We start from the raw sequence: 20,221 nt of genomic DNA, 5'->3' as shown, positions 1-20,221 counted from the left end.
ACTTGAAGCGTTTTCTTTCTCTGTAACTCCCATTAGGACAATTTCCGAACTGGTTTTATGAATATTTGAAGGTTCTTTATGGATTAAATATGTTGATATCCAAATTTTCATAACCCTTGTTAACAAGAAATATTAAGAAAATACCTGAGCCTATACTGTACGAATTCGTCTGATGCCAAGCTATAAATAAAATAGCAGAAAACAAACTCACAGCTAATATATACTATCAATATACCTCTTTACTTTATTAAATTTCCCATTGCCCATAAAACTAAATCTCGCAGCAAAGCTAAATCCGCTATGAGAACTCACACTACCAATATATGGTGAATAATTACTTGAAATTTGGTAACCCGAAATAAATTCGGCGCCTATTACTCTTCCAATGCATTGAAATATTCCGAATCCCAATTTAGAAGTAAAGGGTGTTTGCTTATACAAGGAAACAGCTATCTCACTCTGGTTACCCCGGACCCTTACCAGGTTAGTAAAGGTCAGCCCTGCCGCAGCCATTATAAAAAAAGAGGGCCGGTTATTTGCCTGTCCACCCTTTAATTCTTCCGCTGTTTTGTTCATGACGCCGCCAAAAAGATCTCTCTTCATATATGCTAAAACAGGGATATTCATACCTCCTCCTCCCTTTATATATGTACTATTCTGATCAAATTCAATTTTCTGAGGAAGCTTCTGCCATCCTGCTTCTATTCCAACTCTTGTTATATTAGTAATGTAATATTCTAATGACAACATATAGAACGAATGCTTGCTCCGCATATTCACACCCGTCTTATAATCCTTTTCTGCTGAAGTATATCCCGGCATATATAGTCCACCGAATGAAAAACCAACAGACCATCTATGCCTGTAGATTAACTTCAGGGAATCCATGCTGAATTTCAACTTCTTTTCATATCGTTCAAATTTAAAAAGTTCCCATTCCTTATCTGTATTAACCTTGTTTTGCGAATGTAATCTGGTTACACAGAAGGTTGTCATGCAATAAAAGATACCAATAGCAGCCTGTTTAATTCCAAATGACATTTTATGTTGTTTAAAGGAAACACGGTGGATTATTTTCCCAATTTAAAATTGTATACTAAATGAAATATTCAGCACACTAATCAAAGCGGGAGGGCCGGCCTGACAATAATATCATGCTGCCGGCACACTCCTCACTTCTACCCTGCCTATTTTTGCCCCCAAATTTTAATATCCGCACAATTAATTCAGGATGTTTATAATTTGATTTCTTAAATAGTAATTATTGAATAACAATTGTTTTACTACTTACAGTAAAATAGACCTGTCAGTATAAATAGTGAAGGAAGGCAAAGCCTTTTCTAATTTTCATTTAAAAGTATTTTCTGAATGATGTACCAAATATGCGGTATATACAGAAAACAAACCATGTAAGCTTCGCTGAAATGGACAAAATGAAATCTTAAAGGACAACAAGCATAATACAAGGGAGAAATACCTGGTTAAGCAGTGTTGATTATGCAGTTCTAACACACGGCAATTTTTCTACTCTTTACCCTCTTTCATCCCACAATTTGTCCCTTCTGGCCTACATTCAATTGCGGCATACACGATATATATAAATCTTGGTGATAGAATTCTTTTTTAAGATTATCCATCTTGTCATAACTCACTATTATATGTTACAAAGGCTTTTGATTAAAGTAATAACAGGTATTGTACTGGCCTGCATAATCACGCTAAATGCGTATAATTATGGATCTGCTGTTGTTTATATTGAAGCAACATCTGAAAATGGGAACATGAAGAAAATATACAAAGATTTACGGGCGCAACTATCATTTAAAATGATACAGAATGTGAGTTATATTGATACAACTAATAACTGCATTACACTTACTTTTATTGTTTATAATGATATGATATTGGAACGTTGCGAAGAAGTACTGCACTTCATGGCAAAAAACAAGGATTGCAGCAGGATAGGTTATTATATTGTTTATTAATTTTATAGCCTTTTACAAAATAAAAAAACACCCATGCAAGAATACATGGGTGTATACTTAAACCTACAACTGAAGCCACTCATGTCCCGCTAAAGACTGGCGCTCGAATGAAACTATACTATTACAAATTCTTCATTTTCAATAAAAGACTGGTTATTCAATAAGTTAAATAAATATAGCTGGTTGTTAATGATGAGCCACCTGCAGGTTAGTCTCATCATGAGCACGTCCAAACTTATTCTTCCACCGTAGTTTTATCATATCCACCACATAATATACCATAGGCACTACGAATACGGTCAATACCAAACTAGAACTCAATCCGCCTATCAACACCCATCCCAGACCATTTTTCCATTCAGAGCCTGCACCTTTCGCTATAGCAATGGGAAACATTCCCGCCACCATCGCCACGGTTGTCATCAGGATGGGCCTAAGTCTTGTTTTACCAGCATCAATTAATGCATCAAAGGTAGATTCACCCTCTTCCTTCCGGTGATTCGCAAAGTCAACGATCAGGATGGCATTCTTAGCTACCAGGCCAAACAACATAATGATGCCCAACATTGTAAACATACTCATGGAAGACTTGGCAAGATTTAATGCCAGGAAGGCTCCAATAAAAGAAACCGGGATAGAAAACAATACCACGAATGGATATACAAAACTGTCATAAAGTGCTACCATTACAAGGTACATCAGCACAAGTGCCGCAAGCATCGCAAGCGCCAATGCCCCCATAGACTCATCCTGCTTCTCCGCATCTCCACTCCATTTAAGATCTACTGCAGCTGGAATAGGCTTTTTTACCAACGATTCTTTAATCATGTCACTCACTATACCAGATGTAACTCCAAGTACATTACTCTTAACAGTTACCGCCGTTCTCCTGTTCTTTCTTTCCAATACACTAGGTCCGCTACCTTGTACAATGGCCGCAAACTGAGACAGCTTCACCTGTTGGTTTGATGAATTCACAAAAGTCAGATTCTCAACATCAGACACATTTCGCCTGTCAAAGTCGTCAAACTTTACATTAATATCATATTCCTTATTACCTACCCTGAATTTTGCATCCGTATTTCCGGCATATGCATTTTTCAAGGCAGCACCAACAGTATTGATGTCAAGTCCCAGTTGTGACATTTTATCCCTGTCAATATTTACTTCCACCTGCGGGTTCCCATCCTCCACACTCAAAGAAATATCGTTCGTTCCAGGTAATGAATCAATACGGCGCTTCAGATCATTTGCTGTTTTCATCAGCAGATCATAATTCTCAGAACTTAACACAATTTGAATAGGATCCCCCATACTTACCATACCTACAACACTGGAACGGATCTTTACACCTGGGAATTTCACTTCCAGTTCATGACTCTTACGGATCATATATTGTTCCGTCGAAAGGGAACGTTCCTGTTTATCAACTAACTTAACGGTTAATTCTGACTTATATTCGCTCCCCACCGCCGCGGTTGATTCAAGCCCTGTAGTAGATGGTCCGGCTACATTGGAAAACACAGAAACTACTTCCGGTTGAGAAAGTAAATAATCTTCTATCCTTTTTGTATAGAGATTATTCTGTATCACAGTTGTATTCTTATCATATTCCAGTTTCAGCTGAATTTTCCCCTGATCCCCGGTAGCTACTAATTCGCTACCCAGTATTCCCATATTCATTACCAGGGCAATGCCAATGAAGAGACTGATGACAATAGCCGTCAGGATCAATTTATGCTTAAGTACCCATTTTAATGCATTTGCGTACCAGTCTGTTAACCTCTCTATAAGCGTTTCAAAACCAATCAAAATTTTATGAGCCCAGTTCTTCTGGTTCAGCACAGTAATTTTGCCAAACCTTGATGCAAGCCAGGGCGTAAGCGTATAACACACCAGCAGGCTAAACAGCGTTGCCGTTACAATAGTGAGTGAATATTGCCTGAGCATAGGAGCAATGGTAGTATTGACCAATGCAATAGGACCGAATACAACGACATCTACCATTGTAATTGCCAACGCTGAAAATCCGATCTCCATTCTTCCCTCCAAAGCTGCCTGGCGCTTCGGCTTACCCATATGCAGATGCCTGTGAATATTTTCCAGTACCACTATCGAGTCATCCACCAATATCCCTATCACAAGTGATAATGCAAGTAATGTCATAAGGTTAAGAGAATACCCCAACAGATACATCACAGAAAAAGTAGATAAAAGAGAGGCCGGAATAGCCACAAGTACAATCAATGAATCCCGCAAACTATGTAAGAAAAGCAACATGATTGCAGCAACAAGTACGATAGCAATGATCAGGTCATGCTGCACAGCCTCCGCCGATTCCATAGTAAAATCTGCTGTATCATCAGCAATCGTGAATTTCACATTTTGTGTGGAATATTTCTGTTGCAACTGTACTAAACGTCGTTTCACCTCTTTACTTATCTCCACCGCATTTGCACCACTTTGCTTTTTTATAAGTATACCTATGCCATTTACATCGTTATAACGGCTTACAGCACTCACATCTTTCACAATGTCACTGATACTGGCTACTTCCTTCAATTTCACCACACTTCCTCTCTCTGGCTGTGCCACCACAAGTTCTGAAATTTCCGGAACGGAGGTGAATTTTCCTGTTACACGGACCGTCATCTGCTCCTGCCGGGTCTTTACTTTTCCCGTTGGAAATTCTGTATTTCCCCTGTTGATCGCGTCAATGACCTGGGCAATAGATATCCCGTAATATTCCAGCTTTTCCCTGTTAACATTAATTTGAATTTCACGTTCCTGGCCGCCTATCAGGGTTATCTCACCAACACCCGCAATCTGCTGAAACTGTGGCTTAATCTCGTCCTTAACAATATCATAAAATTTTGCATTGTCCATCGATGAGGTAGCCGTTAACTGCATAATAGGCTGATCACTGGGTGATACTTTTGAAATACCCGGTGTTTTAACATCATCTGGCAAATCAGACAAAATGTTATTAATCTTACGCTGCAGCTCCTGTTGTTTGTCATCAATATCAGTACCCATGGTAAATTCCGCCTGGATAACCGAGTTGCCCTCCATAGATTGGGAAGTCATAGATTTTAACCTATCCACACCACTCACCACATCTTCTATTTTCTTGGTCACGGTTTGCTCCACATTGGTAGGAGTAGCACCAGGATAAGAAGTAGATATTATCAACGTAGGTTGGGAAATATCCGGCATCAGCTCATAGTTCAATTTGGTGTAACAAAACAATCCTCCACCTATCAGGATTGTAAAAATTACAATGATCAGAGACGGTCTGTTAATAGCTATTTTTGTTATTGACATAATTCTTTTTTTGATGATTATTTCGCAATAGACACGTTAGCCCCTTCAAAGAGATTCACAAGTCCGCCCGTGGCGATGACCTCTCCCTGTTTTAATCCACCTTTAACCTCAACTTTATATTCGTTGCCCTCTCCACTTTCAATTGCTCTTACATGTGCTACACCATTTTCAATAACAAAAACTTTAGGTTCTTTTGATGATCCAATCAATGCAGACCGGGGAACTGAAATAACATTGCTTTGAAGAGCTTCAGTAAGCTGAATACGGCCATACATTCCGGCCTTCAATAATTTTTCACCATTATTTACAAGGATCTTCAATACATAATTATGCGATGCATCAGCTTTAGTCCCTACCATGTCTACAATACCATTAAAGGTTTTATCAGCATATACATCAGTTACAACTGGTATAGACTGTCCATTCTTAAAGCCGGAAATATTACCTTCCGGAACATTCACCTCCAATTTTAACTGATCTATATTAGTCAGCTGAGCCATCTGAGATCCGGTTGCCACTACTGCCCCCAGTTCAAAACTTTTGGATGTTATTATACCACTGAACGGAGCTTTAACAGTACACATCCTTATCTGCTTTTCATATTGCTCTACCTGTGCCTTATTTATTAAAACCTGGGTGCTGGCATTATCCATCTGCAATTTTGTGACGCCACTCGCAGCTCCTTCATATCGCTTCAGGGTCGAAACCGCATTTTCATAATTAGCCTTTGCAGAAGCCAACTGAGCCCTTAAAAGATCAGTATCCAGCTGTGCGATTATAGCTCCGGCGCTTACCGTTGACCCTTCTTTAATTTTTATTGACACCACCTTCCCGGTAGTTTCAGAAGAAATGGTCACCTCCCGGACAGGTGCAAAAGCACCCAGGAATGAAGTGCTTTGATTCATTGGTGCAGAATGAACAGTATCTGCCTGAATGGTTACTTTCCGGTTAGGATCCTTCTTGTATACTTTTTCCTCAACCTCTTCCTTATTCCCTCTTAACTTGACCACTATAAGACCTAACAGGCCAAGTATAATCACCCCCGTTATTACATATCGTATATTAATCTTCATAAATTTTATTTTTATTGTTATTTCAATAAGGTTCCCTGTGCTTTTTTAAGATCTAATTCTGCCTGTTTAATGTTTATCAAAGCATTTATATAATTATTTTGCGCAGTGTGCAGCTCACTCTGTGAGTTGATAACATCCGTCATCATCGCAATCCCATTTTGGTATTGAAGCTTAAGATCATCAAGTACTTTCTGAGCAAGATCGAGGCTTCTGCGCTTACTCTGCAGGGTGAGGAAATTGCTTTTTAGATCCGCATTGGCATTGGCAACATTTTTCAAACTTTGTTGCTTCAATTGTTCCGCCTGAACATCATATTTTTTAATCTCAATTACCTTGTTTTGAATCTTGTACTTCTTATTGAATCCATCAAAAATTGGGACGTTCAATGCAAGTTTGACATATGATGAAGAGTACCATTTATTATTTAAATTTTTAAACGGGTCTGCATTAGAATAGTATCCGGACAAACCATAGTTTGCGCTAAGTGTCAAAGAAGGGAGGTAACCGGCTTTAATATTTTTTCTTTCCAGGTCTGCTATACGTCTATTTTCCAGTACCTGCAGATAATCTGTTTTTTTCATGATATCAAAAGCAGGTGATTCCAGCGGCATTACTTCGCCTGACAGTTCATAATCAAGTACAGCTACATTATTCTCCAGCGGAACATTCATTAATAACTTAAGCAGGTTGTATTCTTTTTCAAGACTATTACGGGATGATTCCAGGTTTGCTTTACTATTATCTCTTGATACACTTAAGCGGTCTACATCTGTTTCAGTAGCCAGCCCTGCTATATACTGATCATTTGTTGACTGCAAAAGTTCCTCTGTATTCTGCAGGTTTTTACTGGTCAGTTCAATTTGTTTCAATATGGTTTGAATATTATAATAAGTAGCTGAAACATTGTAAACGAGATCTTCTTTAGAGCTCTGTATCTGCAACTGGTTCAGGTTAATAGCCACCTTCGCTGCTTTAAGAGCGATCAGTGAAGAAGCATTAAAAATTGTCTGACTGAGGTCCACAGAAGCAGATTTAGTCTGAGGCACACTAAACTGGGCCACCTGGTAAGTTCCGGCAGTACCCCCGAACAAATCTGCAGGTACCACTTGCACAGGTACTTTGAACTGATATTGATAAGATCCACTGGCACTTACTGAAGGAAGCAGGCTACTATAGGCCTCGCCAATAGATGCTTTTGTTTTGTCCAGGTCATAGTTGTCTGACTTTAACTGAAGACTATTCCTTAAAGCGGTATCGATACATTGCTGTAGTGTATACATGTTTTGTCCTGATAATTTATTTACCAACAAAAATGCGGATGCTACCAGCAGTGAAAATCGAATACCTTTCCATTTTTTATTTATCATTTTTGCTAATTTAATAATCTAAAAAACGGCACATCATGTGCCCATAGCCTGTTTTATTTTAGCATTATTGCTAATTAAAAGTTAAAAAAATGGTACCGCCGGGTACCTTTAATTCAACTAAATATATTCGGTGCTAGTCGCGAAACAGTACCTTAAGTATAAGCTGCTTTCTATCCTTCACCAATGCCAGGTATCCCTTTTCATCCAGTTGCATTAATTCTTTTAATAGTGGCTTTGATAATATAGGATAGACACAAAGAGAAATCATGTTGATTATAAATTGCCTGGCAGACATCTGAGGCACTGATCCTTTTCTAATCTCCTCTTTAAGTTCTCCTTCTATACTTGCAGTTAATTTGGTTATCTGTGCTTTTTCCTGATGAGGCACATGATGGCCAACATTCACTTCTGTAATCAGAAAGATCTCCAGGTAAGGGTATTTCAAATTATTATCTATAAAAAATTCAATGAACTGTCCCATTTTCTCCCTGAACTCCAGTTTACTTGAAAAAAACAACTCTTTTATACGATTCTGAACCACTGACATAGCTTCCGTAAATACCACGTCAAACAGGTGGTCTCTATTTTTAAAATAGTAATAGATGAGTCCCCTGTTCACTCCTGCCGCGTCTGCTATTTCCTGTGTTTTGGCATGGATATTTCCCTCCACAAAGAAAATCCGCATAGCTGTATCTTTGATAAGCTTTTCTGTTTGAGCATCCTTTACTGGCATCTAAACTTATTTAATTTCCGATGCAAAGATAAAGCTGCATTTTTAATTAAAAAGTTTATTTTAGCAATTTTGATAAAAATAGAAATTGCTTTGAATCAATATCATTCGGCCTACATCAACAAGTGCTTTCTAAATGATATTCCAAAAGTAAAGCTTATACAGAAAACGACATATGTAAACATCGCTGTAATGGACAAAATGCTGCCCTAAAAGGCCAATCATCATGAAACGTGGGACAATTACCTGATTAAACAGTGTTTTCATTACATCCTGTTAATTTCACTATTATTTAATTTTGGGGGAACATGGAAAGAAATTTATTAAAAAGATTCATCAGGACTGCTATCATTTCATCTCCGATAATTGCCTTATACGGGGTAACTCCCTTTTACATCTTCAATAAAGTCCAACCCTCATATATTCTATTTGCAGGTCTTATCATTACCATTAATGTGTTTATATTCTGGACCATTAATATTTCTATCATCCGATATGCCAGAACAGCAAAAAATTGGAAATGGTATATTTATAGTTATGCCTTTGTAGGTACTTTCCATATTATAATTGTCGCTTTCAGAAAAATGTTGAAGCCACCGGACTTTATCGCACAAGGAGAATTGGCATTTGGAAGGGATATTTTAATGGTATATCCATTTATTTCGTTGCTGGCTATAAACACCATCATTTTAATCATCTGCAACTCCATATTAGCCACTCAAAAAAACAAGGATGCTGAAATTGAAATCCAGGAACTTAAAGTAAGTAATCTTGAAGCACAGAAACAAGTACTGCTACAACAGCTCCAGCCTCATTTCCTGTTTAATACACTTAGCGTACTAAAATCTTTGATAAAAGCGGAACCGGAAGAAGCTGAGAATTATTCAATAAAGCTGTCAAATTTTCTGCGCTATTCCCTGGAAGTCCATAATTGCGACCTGGTATCGGTAGAACAGGAATTAAAATTCACCAAAGATTACATTGATTTACAAAAAACACGTTTTGAAAGCTCCGTTATCTTTAATGTAAATATTCCGCATGAGATATACAACATGCAGATGCCCGCGTATGCTCTTCAAACATTGGTAGAGAATGCTATTAAACATAACTCATTTACAGAAAGAAGGCCGTTAATGATCGGAATAAATTACATAGAGAAGGATACCATTTTGGTTTGTAACAATAAATTACCTGCAAGGGCTGTGGATACTACAGGCACTGGGCTAAAAAATCTGAATCAGCGATATAGAATTATCACACATAAAGAGATAGAGATCACTGACACCAAAGATGAATTTAGTGTTAAGGTCTACTTGTTAAACAACCAGCATATATGAAAATAGTAATTATTGAAGATGAGAAAGTTACTGCAAAGGATTTAAAAAGAACTATTCTTGAAGTAGAACCTGATATAGAAATTGGCGCATTATTACATTCAGTAGAAGAGGCTATTGAATACTTTGCAAAGCACGAAGATACAGATCTCATTTTCTCAGACATCGAATTGGGCGACGGTCTGAGTTTTGAGATATTCAAGCTAATGGAGAACCAGGTTCCGATCATTTTTTGTACTGCCTACAATAGTTATTTTTCTGAAGCTTTTGAAACAACCGGAATTGATTATCTCTTAAAACCCTTTAACAAGGACACTATAGAAAAAGCATTATCAAAATATATTACACTTGAGAAAACATTTTCAAGAAATAATGAAAAATATAAAGAACAGCTCACCGCACTTGAACTAAAAGTGACCCCGCAAAAAAATGCAGTGATCATCAGGCAAGCCAATAAAATTATCCCGCTGGAAGCCAATACCATAGTGCTATTTTTTATTGATAACAGATATACTTATGCTTATACATTTAAGCAGGAAAAGTTTATTGTAAACGAAAATCTTGAAGACCTTGAAAAAGCTTTTTCCCCCTCCTTTTTCAGGGCCAACCGTCAATTCCTTATAAATCGAAAGGCGGTAAAGGATGCCACGCAATATTTTAACCGTAAGATAATAGTGAACCTTTCTGTACCTTTTAAAGATCAGATACTGGTAGGAAAATTAAAGATCTCCTCATTTATAGAATGGCTTTCCCAACACTAAACTAACTCTCTTAAGGCTTCCTTTTATCCGGTACAGGCAGATAATCTTTGCCTGCTATCTGGTTATATATTTCTGTTTGTGCGGTTGTGCATGTGAATAACAATTGCCATTGTTTGTATCATTTTCCTTTCAGTTTCTATTTTGTCCATCTTAGGCTACAATCAATTGCAGCATACAGAATATATCCAAATCTTTGGGTCACAATAAATGCATATGAAATCATCAGTTAAACATTCGGGCATTATGATTGCCTTTCTTTTTTGTGGATTGTCAGCTTTAGGCCAAACACCTGGGAATATTACCGGCAACTGGAAAAGTGAGATCAAGGATAAACCCCTTGAAATGGAAATATACGTGGCCGCAGATAGTGCGTATTACGGCAAAATAATAAATGACAAAAATAATCCTTCAAAAAACGGGACACTTACCCTGAAGAAACTTAAGTACGATAAAGCATCTCAAACCTTTACCGGCACCATGCGGCCTCCTGATGCAAATATGGAAGTAGATGTAACTGCTTCAATAATAGATAATGATCGGTTAAAGCTGATCGTGAGGAAGCTATTTATAACCAGGACGGTGTACTTAACAAGAATAAAAAACAACAAATGAAGATTACTATTTGGCTAATAATTATTTCTCTCTTTTGCTCCGGTACGGTTCAATCGCAAAAGATCTTTACATCTGTAGATTCACTTTTGAGTTATTCTACATCAAAAAGCATTTCTATTCAATCTGGCTATATCCGGATAGATCAGGCAAAGAAAGCAAAGCTGGCTGCCCTCCTTAGTATCCCGGATCCAACCGGAAATACCTCACTAAGCTATACGCATAATACCAAATTGCCCGTCTCCCTCTTCCCTGCGGAAATATTTGGAGGTGAGGCCGGTACTTATAAAGAAGTGAAGTCAGGTGTTCCTTATGTAACAAATTTTACCCAGGATATAGAAATAAAATTGCTTAACGTAAATGGTTGGTTAAATCTGAAGTTGGCTAAGCTAAATATAGAAAGCAGCACTTCAGAAAATAAGATTACGATAAAAGAACTTTGGGAAAATATTGCTACCACTTACTGTAACATTGTATCTCTACAGGAAGAACTTGCCAGTACCCTTGAAAATTTAAACACTTCCGACAGCTTATTGAAAATTACCCAAAACAAACTGAATGAAGGTGTTATAAAGCAGCAGGACGTAAATGATGCAAACATAAATTTTCTGACTACCAAAGAGAATAAAAACCAGATTGAGTATCTTATAAAACAGCAATACTTAGCACTCAAAATCCTCTGTGATATTCCGGAGCAGGAAGATATAGAAATTGTAAATAAAACTTCGCTGACTGAATTCATTCTCAACCCAACTATAGAAGCCAATAACATTGCATTAGCCAACAGCATGCTAAAAGAACAAATAGCTTTAGCATCCTGGAAACAGGAAAAGTGTACAAAATATCCAACAATTTCCTTTTTCCAGAGTAATACCAGTCAGCAAAATAATACACGTGGTAAGCTCTTTGACAACAGTGTAAAATGGAATTCCAGCAGTTATTTGGGCTTTAAAATAAAGGTTCCAATGCCTTCGGCCTCTACCATGAGCGAGACTACAAAAGCCAAATATGATTATTTACTGGCCAAGAAAAATACCGAGCAGGAAAAGATAAAGTCAGAATTAACAATACAGCAGCTCATTACAAATTATAACAAAGCATTAAGCCAGGCTACAGCCAACAAAGAAATATTCTTATTAAAGAAAGAGAATTATGAGAAATACCTGGACCTGTATAAGGAAGATCTGGTAAGTTTTGATCGAGCCCTCGATAGTTATAATGCCATGGTAAACAGCAATTATACCCTTGTTTCATCGCAGGTATCAGTGCTGGCTGCCAAAACAAAAATTGATATAAATAACAGAATAAAATGAAGCCACAACTCAATAGGATAATGCTGTTTTTACTTCCTGCTTTTCTTTTTTATTCCTGCGGAAAAAAAACAGAAAAAACTAAACCGATCAGGAAAGATGTGACCGAGACAGTATTTGCATCCGGCATTCTTGAAGCAGACGCTACCTATGACCTTACTGCCCAGGCAGATGGTTACCTTACACAGGTAAATTTTAAAGAAGGAGATCTTGTTGATCCGCAACAGGAATTAGCAGTTGTAAATAATAAAGAAGCCTTCTTTAATGAAGAAAGTGCGAATGAACTGTATAATATTGCGCATCAAAACACAATGAGTAATGCCCCCGCTTTGCAGCAGGCCCAGAATACCATTATCATCGACAAACAGAAAATGGACCTGGACTTAATTAATATGCAGCGATATCAAAAATTATGGGAAAAGAACAGTGTTGCCAAATTAGACCTGGACAATGCGGAACTTCAATATAAAACCTCAAAGTCGAATTATGAAAGTGCTTTGGAGAACCACAGGATTTTAAAACAACAGGCCGATCAACAGGTTATCAGCACTGAAGCAACAAAAAAGATAAACGAAGTAGTAACTGGGAAAAACAAAATAAACGCTTTAGTTGCCGGGAAAATTTTAAAGGTATATAAAAAACTGGGAGATTACGTAAAACGAGGAGAAACTATTGCATTAATTGGCAATCCCGAGTATATATATGCCAAAGTAAATATTGATGAGGGCAATATTAGCAAAGTGAAGGTTGGGCAGGAAGCATTCATACAATTAAACACGAATAAGGACAAGATCTACAAAGGCAGTGTAAAGGAAATTTATCCTTCTTTTGATGAGAGCAGCCAATCCTTCATCTGTAAATTAGTCTTTTCTGACAGTTTAGATTTTACTATTGTCAACACCCAATTGCAAAGCAATATTGTTGTGGCTATTACAAAGAAAGCGCTGCTAATTCCCAGAAGATACCTTGACTTTGGAGGCTATGTACAGGTGGAAGGCAAAAAGGAAAAATTAAAAGTTGTTACAAAGTTTGTAAGTAATGAATGGGTGGAAATATTAAGTGGTATAGATGATAATACGGTATTAATTACAGACAACCTGGATGCCAATAAAACAAATATATCTGAGGCGGGAGCACAATTACAACGATAATTTATGAAAAAAAGCATAAATACGGACATTGCATTTACACATATCATTACCAGGAAAAGGCAAACACTGGTAGCAGCATTAGGTGTTACGATTGGTGTTGGGGTGTATTTGTTTATGAATTCCCTTTCATCAGGTTTTGGTACCTTTTCAAAAGGTGAAATGTTTAAAAACAGTCCTCATATCAAGATCTATAAAGCCGACGAATTGAGCCTGCCCTTGATATCATCCGATTCAGGACATAAGGCCGTTATCATAAATCCTCAAATTACAACAAACTCAAAAAAAATAATTAACCCGGAAGAACTGCTATCAAGGATTAAACAACAGCCATATGTTGTGAATGCTATTGCACAGGTAAGCTTTGACGCATTTTATAACCGGGGTAAAGCACAGCTGCGGGGAAATGGGTATGGTATAAATATACTTGAATATGACGCTATGTTTAAAACAGGGAAATACATAGTGGCGGGTAGTTTGAACAGACTCTCAGGTAATCTGAATGGCATCATCATCGGAAGCGGAATTGCAGAGAAATTAAACCTCGGCGTAAATGACAACATTACGGTAACTTCATCATACAATGTAGTAAAAGTAATGAAGATAGTAGGCATTTATTCTAGTGGCAATAGCTTAACCGACAATGCAAAATCCTACATGAACATCAGTGCAGCACAGCAATTTATAAAAGAAGGGCCTTCTTATGTAAGCGATATTTTCATAAACGTGCCTGATGCTGACAATAGTGAGAAGTATGCAGCGATGCTCCAGCACTTAACAGCTTATAAAGTAGAAGACTGGAAAACCACGAATGCAGATGTATTAGCTACAGAAAAGACAAGAGGTACCTTAATGGGAGCTATATCTCTATCCATATTAGTAGTAGCAGCATTTGGCATATACAATATTCTTAGTTCAACAATAGCACAAAAAATAAATGACATTGCTATTCTAAAAGCAACCGGGTTTGCAGGAAAAGATGTAATCAGGATATTCCTGATGGAAGCACTTATAATGGGATTCATTGGTACACTAATGGGCCTGATGGTTGGAAGTATCCTTATTGCGATCATGTCTACCATATACATGGGTGGACCGGTAGGTTATTTTCCTATACATTTTGAACCTGCGCTTTTTGCAAAAAGCACTGTGCTGGGCTTGTTTATTACATTATGCGCCGGGTACTTTCCTGCAAGAAAAGCAGCAAAAGTTGATCCGGTTGAAATTTTTAGAAAATAATCTGAGTATGAAAAATAGAGAAGTTATTCTAAGCACCAGGTCTTTAGGAAAATATTTTTACGACCCGATTAAGTTTAAGGTGTTAGACAACATCAGTTTCGAAGCATACAAAGGTGAGTTTTTAACATTAGTAGGTAAAAGCGGCTCAGGAAAATCAACATTACTTTACTGCCTCAGTACAATGGATACCTCCTATGAAGGAGAATTATTTATTAATAATGAAATAATAACAGGAAAGAAAATTAATGAATTAGCTGCTTTGAGGAACAAGAGTATTGGATTTATATTCCAGTTTCATTACCTGTTACCTGAGTTTACTTGTCTGAAAAACGTGATGATCCCGGCATTAAAGCTGGGGAAATATTCCTATAAGGAAGTGGAGGAAAGAGCATATAACAAGCTTGATATTTTAGGCATTAAGGAACAGGCATTAAAACCGGCTTCAAAACTAAGTGGCGGTCAGCAGCAACGGGTAGCTATAGCCAGGGCACTAATCAACGATCCTGCAATTATTATGTGCGATGAACCAACCGGAAACCTGGACAGTAAGAATGCCCAGATTGTATTTGACACTTTTAAACAAATAGCCCATGAGTTCGGGCAAACCATTATTGCGGTTACACATGATAATGATTTTTCCCAGAGCAGTGACCGGACGATTGAGCTGGCGGATGGTAAAATAATCAGCCACGAAAAAAAAAATAATTGAAATTTTCAGGATGCTAAAATCTTCCTGATCTCCAGCATAAAGCGTTCGATCTGCTGCGTATTTTTGAAAGTAGATGCCCGTAGAACATTGTTTTTCTTGCCAGTGGCTTCAAAGAGCATATTGATATCTGTGCCGGAGTAAACACCGTTATAGGTTTTACGCACTGTTTGGAAATTGACAAAGCTGTCGAAGCTAAACTGGCGATTGCCTATGCCGATAGGGCTCTTCCTTTCTATGATACGGCTAGGCGTATTGAAAATTAGCCTGGTATAAGCCGCAGCGATAAACACCACTCCCAATGCGATCTGGAAGACGGTCATCAATAGTTTACCTGCTATATTGAGGTCTGTTATCCAGGCATCGGGGGTACATTCATGAATTCCGAGGGCCAGGAAGATGCTACCAAACACGAGGAGACCAGCTTTCTTTACCTTGAGGGTGTAGATGCCATCAGCTTCGGTGAAATATTCGTAGTTGGTGATCTCTGTGTTTTCTGGTTTTAATGGCGCTACAGCATCCAGGTATTGATGGATCAGGGGAATGACTTCATTACTGAATGCTACCGCGTTTGGATCGGTATCTTTACCGTAGTGGGAACTTATCATGGTGCCCCTTCCATACTTATTTGCCTTGGTATAGATGCGGAAGTTAAAACCGCCTGAGCCCTGGGTAACTATGTTTACCTGGTACAGTTTCTCGAAAGGAACGTTCCTGATAGGAAGAAAGCCAAACAGCATCTTTTTCATACGGCTGGCGTTGCGGTCGAAGATCACATACGTAAAACCACCCAGTACAAAGGGTAGCCAAACGAGCGCCATTACTACTACCAGGGGGACCATATGGCCAGGGCTTTCTTTTTGGACTAACAAGAACAATGCAATAAAGACAACAGCCAATACGCTGGCAAGGATGAATACAATGCGGTGAGGGCGAATAATGACTCTGTCAGATTCGATTTCCCATTGAGTTTTTGAGATCGACATGTATAAGCGTTTATGAATATGTGAAGATATGATTATTGTTCAAGAAACGCTAGCCATGCCCGTTAAAGAATCAGGACAAAGCCCCTTTTTAAATTTAAGACCGGCTATATTGTTTCGGCTTCATCCCTGTATGTTCTTTAAAGACTCTTGAAAAATGGCTTAAGTTGGTAAAGCCCAGTTGATAACCCACATCTGAAACAGATAACTTTTCATCTTTCAACAAAAGGGCGGCTTCTTTCATCCTGAATTCCTGATAATAACTGAAAATGCTGTTGCCGAAAATTTGCTTGAATAAACGTTTCAGTTTGGATGGACTCATACTGGCACAAACAGCCAATTCTTTAATAACTGGCGGAGTTTCCAGATGTTCAAGCATTTGCTCTTTTACTTTGTAAATGGTTTCTATATCACGAATGTTTAAATCATAAAGATGTTTTTCATCCCGCTTTTCCAATTCCATTAGTAGTCTGCAAATCAATTCTTCTGCCTTTACCCTCCGAAAAAATAGTGCAAAAGTTTCATCAACAGATTCAGACACTATTTCATCCACAATTTTCTGTAAAGAAGGATAAATTATTTGTTCGAATAGCAGGGGCTGCGTATTCTGTAACAGACTTTGTAAAACCGGCGATTTTTCTGACAAGTCAAATAGTCCTTTCAGATAGTTTGCATCCACTTCTATATTAATAGCCGCAGTATTTGTATGGATTGAAATAACGGCGTCGGTATTCACACTACTGGTTGTAATTAAAACTGAAGGTATTGCCTTTAACTGCTTTCCGGTTGATAATGTTTCTGTTTTAGGGAAAATGTTTTGAAACTTAAAAAGTATCATTCTCATAGGAGAATTGATGTCAGGATTTTCAAGAACCAAATCCTTATTTAATTCGTAATTCATGATTAGCATTCGTATATGCTCATTAAAAACGAATCCGGTACAATAACCTTTGCCAAACTTTTCAGGGATTTCTAATCTCCTGTTTTTTACATCCGTCCCTAATAAATGAGCAAACCTTTTTAGAACATTCGGCTCTGTTTGCTGTTTGTCTTTTCCCATAAAAAAGTCTTTTACGACTATTTTTGTGGCTAATGTAGTTATTTTACCTCTAACATACTCAACATCTTTGCATTGTAATTAAACAATGCAAAATTATGATACTGAAGAATAAAAAGATAGCCATCATAGGTGCGGGACCAGTTGGTTTAACAATGGCAAAATTATTACAGCAAAAAGGCATAGATGTAACTGTTTACGAAAGAGACAAAGACCCACAAGCAAGAATCTGGGGCGGCACGCTTGACCTGCATGAACATTCGGGGCAACCTGCAATGAAAAAAGCAGGATTACTGGAAAGTTATTATGCTATGGCGAAACCTATGGGAAGAACCCTGGCCGACGAACAAGGCAAAGTGTTGTTCTCTGTAAAACCTCAATATGACTGTCCTGAGATAAACAGAAACGATTTAAGAAAAATATTGCTTGACAGTTTAACAAGCAATACAGTTGTTTGGGATAGAAAATTTACAGAACTTGAAGAACACAATGGAAAGTGGCTTTTGCATTTTGAAAATAAACCGGATGTGATCACAGATTTTGTAATCGGAGCTAACGGAGGGATATCTAAGGTAAGAAAATATGTTACGGATACAGAAGTGGAATACACCGGAACTTTTATTATACAGGGCGAAGTATTTCAACCGGAAATAAAATGTACGGAGTTCTACCACCTTTGCGACAATAACATACTAATGATCGCAGGCAAAGGCATTAACCTGGTTGCAAGCCCCAATAACAATGGTGCATTGACCTACAATGTAACTTTTAGAAAGCCTGAAGAATGGATTCCTGAAAATGGATTAAACTTTCAAAATACAGAAAGCGTAATTACGTTCCTTTCAAATATGTTCGCTCATTGGCACGAATGTTACAAACAATTATTCCGTTCAACATCTTTTTTTGTTGGATTACCGACTAGAAAAATCCCGCTGGATAAACCCTGGAAAAATGATCGCCCTTTGCCTATAACGCTTATTGGAGATGCTGCACATGTAATGCCACCCTTTGCAGGCCAGGGAGTGAATACCGGACTGATGGACGCATCAATTTTATCCGGTAACCTGACTAACGGAAAATTTGAAACTATAGAAGCAGCTATCAGCGATTATGAACAAAAAATGTTCGGTTATGCGAAAGAAGCACAGCTTGAAACAAGCAGGAACGAAATAGAGATGCATCATCCCAATTTTTCATTCCAAAAAAGATTTATCAATTAAGTTACGCAATGGTTTAGCGAGGCGCCGTTGACGCAATCATAGTAAGAAAATTCAGCAGCAACCTCCAACCATACATGCTGTACAAACATACTGGCAACTATGTATGCAGACTATGTTTGTTTTTTCTCCTTTTTTTGTAAAGATCTATTTAATACCAGCACCCAACCGAAGTTAGTTCTGATTATTCAGTAGCTTGATTAACACTAAATATTTGTGCATGGGATTACTTCACACGCTGTATGACGAACTGATAGGATTCATGGGACTGCGCGCTCTGCTAGAGATGTACCAAACAGGTAACTACAACGTGCTGCTTACTTTAAACGGCTTACTGGGAGCCGTTTCCCCGGTACTTCCTTTTCTGCTGGTGATTGAAATTATACGTGCCGTTACATACAGGCGGTTTAAGATAGAAGACTACCGTATGCCCTTTATTATCTTTGTAATAAACCGGACCATCGGTCGCTTCTTTTCTATTGCAGCTGTAGCGTTTTGTATCGGGGTATTTGAAAAGTATGCGCTATTCACAACTTCATTCACGTGGTACTGGCTAATCTATGGCTATATAATCTGGGAACTGGGGCATTTTCTTTATCATTACTGGGCACACACGGTGCGTTTGTTCTGGTGCCTGCATGCTACGCACCACATGCCCCAAAGCATGAATCTTTCCGTTAGTTATGCCCACTTCTTCCTGGAAGGTGCTTATGCCGATGTGATCCGTACTACAGTATGTATACTGGCCGGTGTAAATCCACCGCTGTTGTTTTTTATTATGTTCATTGATGGCTTCTGGGGTGGCTTTATTCATGTGGGAGAAAACGTGATCAGGGACGGGCGCCTGGGGTTTTTAAACAAATGGATCTTAACCCCCTCCCATCATCGTGTGCATCATGCGAAGAACCCATTGTATATGGATACCAATTTCTGTAACCTGCTCAACATTTGGGATAAAGTGTTTGGAACTTTTCAATACGAAGACGCCAAAGTGCATATTGAATACGGCATATCGCGTGATGTGAACAACCATAATTTTTTTGACATCTACTTTGGCGAGTTTTATTACCTGGCGCTGGATGTATGGAAGGCCCCCGGTATCATGAACAAGATCCGCTACATTTTTATGCCTCCCGGCTGGAGCCATACCGGCATACACAAAACGGCCCTTGTAGTAAAACGCGCCTACCTTGAATCGTTAAAACAGGAGCAGCCCGCTGCCCCAACAACCACGTTATATGAAACAGAACAGCAATCAACAACCCGCTAAATTGCTGATAACTCTCTAAAAAATTATGATGAATAGCGGCAGCCGGGAATATATTCTCCGGCTGCTTTTTTATGTTATGCCGCAGTGTTTGACGCCCATACCCTCAAA

The 20,221-nt window shown here is 38.2% G+C and carries 17 protein-coding genes; 10 read left to right on the top strand and 7 right to left on the bottom strand.

Annotated features, from left to right (window positions below; translation table 11 throughout):
- Positions 1 to 213: 213 nt before the first annotated feature.
- Positions 214 to 1,041, bottom strand: a complete 828-nt coding sequence (locus tag BM176_RS24515; protein WP_090106987.1) for a hypothetical protein — start codon at positions 1,039 to 1,041, stop codon at positions 214 to 216.
- Between the two features lie 617 nt (positions 1,042 to 1,658).
- Between BM176_RS24515 and BM176_RS24510 the strand changes: the two genes are divergently transcribed.
- Positions 1,659 to 1,985 carry a hypothetical protein gene (locus BM176_RS24510; protein ID WP_090106986.1) on the top strand — a complete coding sequence of 109 codons (327 nt, stop codon included), beginning with the start codon at positions 1,659 to 1,661 and terminating at the stop codon, positions 1,983 to 1,985.
- A 186-nt stretch (positions 1,986 to 2,171) separates the two neighbouring features.
- On the opposite strand, the gene BM176_RS24505 is transcribed toward BM176_RS24510, so the two are convergent.
- From BM176_RS24505 to BM176_RS24490, 4 genes are all read right to left on the bottom strand, one after another.
- Complete coding sequence (locus tag BM176_RS24505; RefSeq protein WP_090106985.1) at positions 2,172 to 5,309, bottom strand: efflux RND transporter permease subunit; 3,138 nt, start codon at positions 5,307 to 5,309, stop codon at positions 2,172 to 2,174.
- A 17-nt stretch (positions 5,310 to 5,326) separates the two neighbouring features.
- Positions 5,327 to 6,382, bottom strand: coding sequence for an efflux RND transporter periplasmic adaptor subunit (locus tag BM176_RS24500; RefSeq protein ID WP_090106984.1), 1,056 nt, complete (start codon positions 6,380 to 6,382; stop codon positions 5,327 to 5,329).
- A gap of 17 nt (positions 6,383 to 6,399) precedes the next feature.
- Positions 6,400 to 7,749 carry a TolC family protein gene (locus BM176_RS24495; RefSeq protein WP_090106983.1) on the bottom strand — a complete coding sequence of 450 codons (1,350 nt, stop codon included), beginning with the start codon at positions 7,747 to 7,749 and terminating at the stop codon, positions 6,400 to 6,402.
- A 133-nt stretch (positions 7,750 to 7,882) separates the two neighbouring features.
- Entirely contained in the window at positions 7,883 to 8,482 is a 600-nt protein-coding gene (locus tag BM176_RS24490; protein WP_090106982.1) for a TetR/AcrR family transcriptional regulator, read from the bottom strand.
- A 305-nt stretch (positions 8,483 to 8,787) separates the two neighbouring features.
- Between BM176_RS24490 and BM176_RS24480 the strand changes: the two genes are divergently transcribed.
- The 7 genes from BM176_RS24480 (at position 8,788) to BM176_RS24450 (ending at position 15,589) form a co-directional block, all read left to right on the top strand.
- Positions 8,788 to 9,816, top strand: coding sequence for a sensor histidine kinase (locus tag BM176_RS24480; protein ID WP_090106980.1), 1,029 nt, complete (start codon positions 8,788 to 8,790; stop codon positions 9,814 to 9,816).
- Positions 9,813 to 10,574: a LytR/AlgR family response regulator transcription factor gene (locus BM176_RS24475; RefSeq protein WP_090106979.1), complete on the top strand. Its 762-nt coding sequence runs from the start codon at positions 9,813 to 9,815 to the stop codon at positions 10,572 to 10,574. Before BM176_RS24480 ends, BM176_RS24475 begins: the two co-directional genes overlap by 4 nt.
- Before the next feature lie 213 nt (positions 10,575 to 10,787).
- Positions 10,788 to 11,186 carry a DUF2147 domain-containing protein gene (locus BM176_RS24470; protein ID WP_143097914.1) on the top strand — a complete coding sequence of 133 codons (399 nt, stop codon included), beginning with the start codon at positions 10,788 to 10,790 and terminating at the stop codon, positions 11,184 to 11,186.
- Positions 11,183 to 12,496, top strand: a complete 1,314-nt coding sequence (locus tag BM176_RS24465) for a TolC family protein (RefSeq protein ID WP_090106977.1) — start codon at positions 11,183 to 11,185, stop codon at positions 12,494 to 12,496. Before BM176_RS24470 ends, BM176_RS24465 begins: the two co-directional genes overlap by 4 nt.
- Positions 12,493 to 13,644, top strand: a complete 1,152-nt coding sequence (locus BM176_RS24460; protein WP_090106976.1) for an efflux RND transporter periplasmic adaptor subunit — start codon at positions 12,493 to 12,495, stop codon at positions 13,642 to 13,644. Before BM176_RS24465 ends, BM176_RS24460 begins: the two co-directional genes overlap by 4 nt.
- A 3-nt stretch (positions 13,645 to 13,647) precedes the next feature.
- A complete protein-coding gene (locus tag BM176_RS24455) occupies positions 13,648 to 14,880 on the top strand; it encodes an ABC transporter permease (RefSeq protein ID WP_090106975.1) in 1,233 nt (410 codons plus the stop codon).
- 7 nt (positions 14,881 to 14,887) lie between these two features.
- Positions 14,888 to 15,589 carry an ABC transporter ATP-binding protein gene (locus BM176_RS24450; protein ID WP_090107144.1) on the top strand — a complete coding sequence of 234 codons (702 nt, stop codon included), beginning with the start codon at positions 14,888 to 14,890 and terminating at the stop codon, positions 15,587 to 15,589.
- A 5-nt stretch (positions 15,590 to 15,594) separates the two neighbouring features.
- On the opposite strand, the gene BM176_RS24445 is transcribed toward BM176_RS24450, so the two are convergent.
- Both BM176_RS24445 and BM176_RS24440 read right to left on the bottom strand, forming a co-directional pair.
- Positions 15,595 to 16,572 carry a hypothetical protein gene (locus BM176_RS24445; protein WP_143097913.1) on the bottom strand — a complete coding sequence of 326 codons (978 nt, stop codon included), beginning with the start codon at positions 16,570 to 16,572 and terminating at the stop codon, positions 15,595 to 15,597.
- Positions 16,573 to 16,666: 94 nt separating this feature from the next.
- Entirely contained in the window at positions 16,667 to 17,629 is a 963-nt protein-coding gene (locus BM176_RS24440) for a helix-turn-helix domain-containing protein (protein WP_090106973.1), read from the bottom strand.
- A gap of 95 nt (positions 17,630 to 17,724) precedes the next feature.
- On the opposite strand from BM176_RS24440, the gene BM176_RS24435 reads away from it, so the two are divergent.
- Entirely contained in the window at positions 17,725 to 18,846 is a 1,122-nt protein-coding gene (locus tag BM176_RS24435) for an FAD-dependent oxidoreductase (protein ID WP_090106972.1), read from the top strand.
- A 217-nt stretch (positions 18,847 to 19,063) separates the two neighbouring features.
- Positions 19,064 to 20,113, top strand: coding sequence for a sterol desaturase family protein (locus tag BM176_RS24430; protein ID WP_090106971.1), 1,050 nt, complete (start codon positions 19,064 to 19,066; stop codon positions 20,111 to 20,113).
- Positions 20,114 to 20,221 lie beyond the last annotated feature (108 nt).

The sequence above is a fragment of the Chitinophaga sp. CF118 genome (assembly GCF_900112615.1).
Taxonomy (GTDB): Bacteria; Bacteroidota; Bacteroidia; order Chitinophagales; family Chitinophagaceae; genus Chitinophaga.
This window is presented reverse-complemented; position numbering and strand designations above follow the sequence as displayed.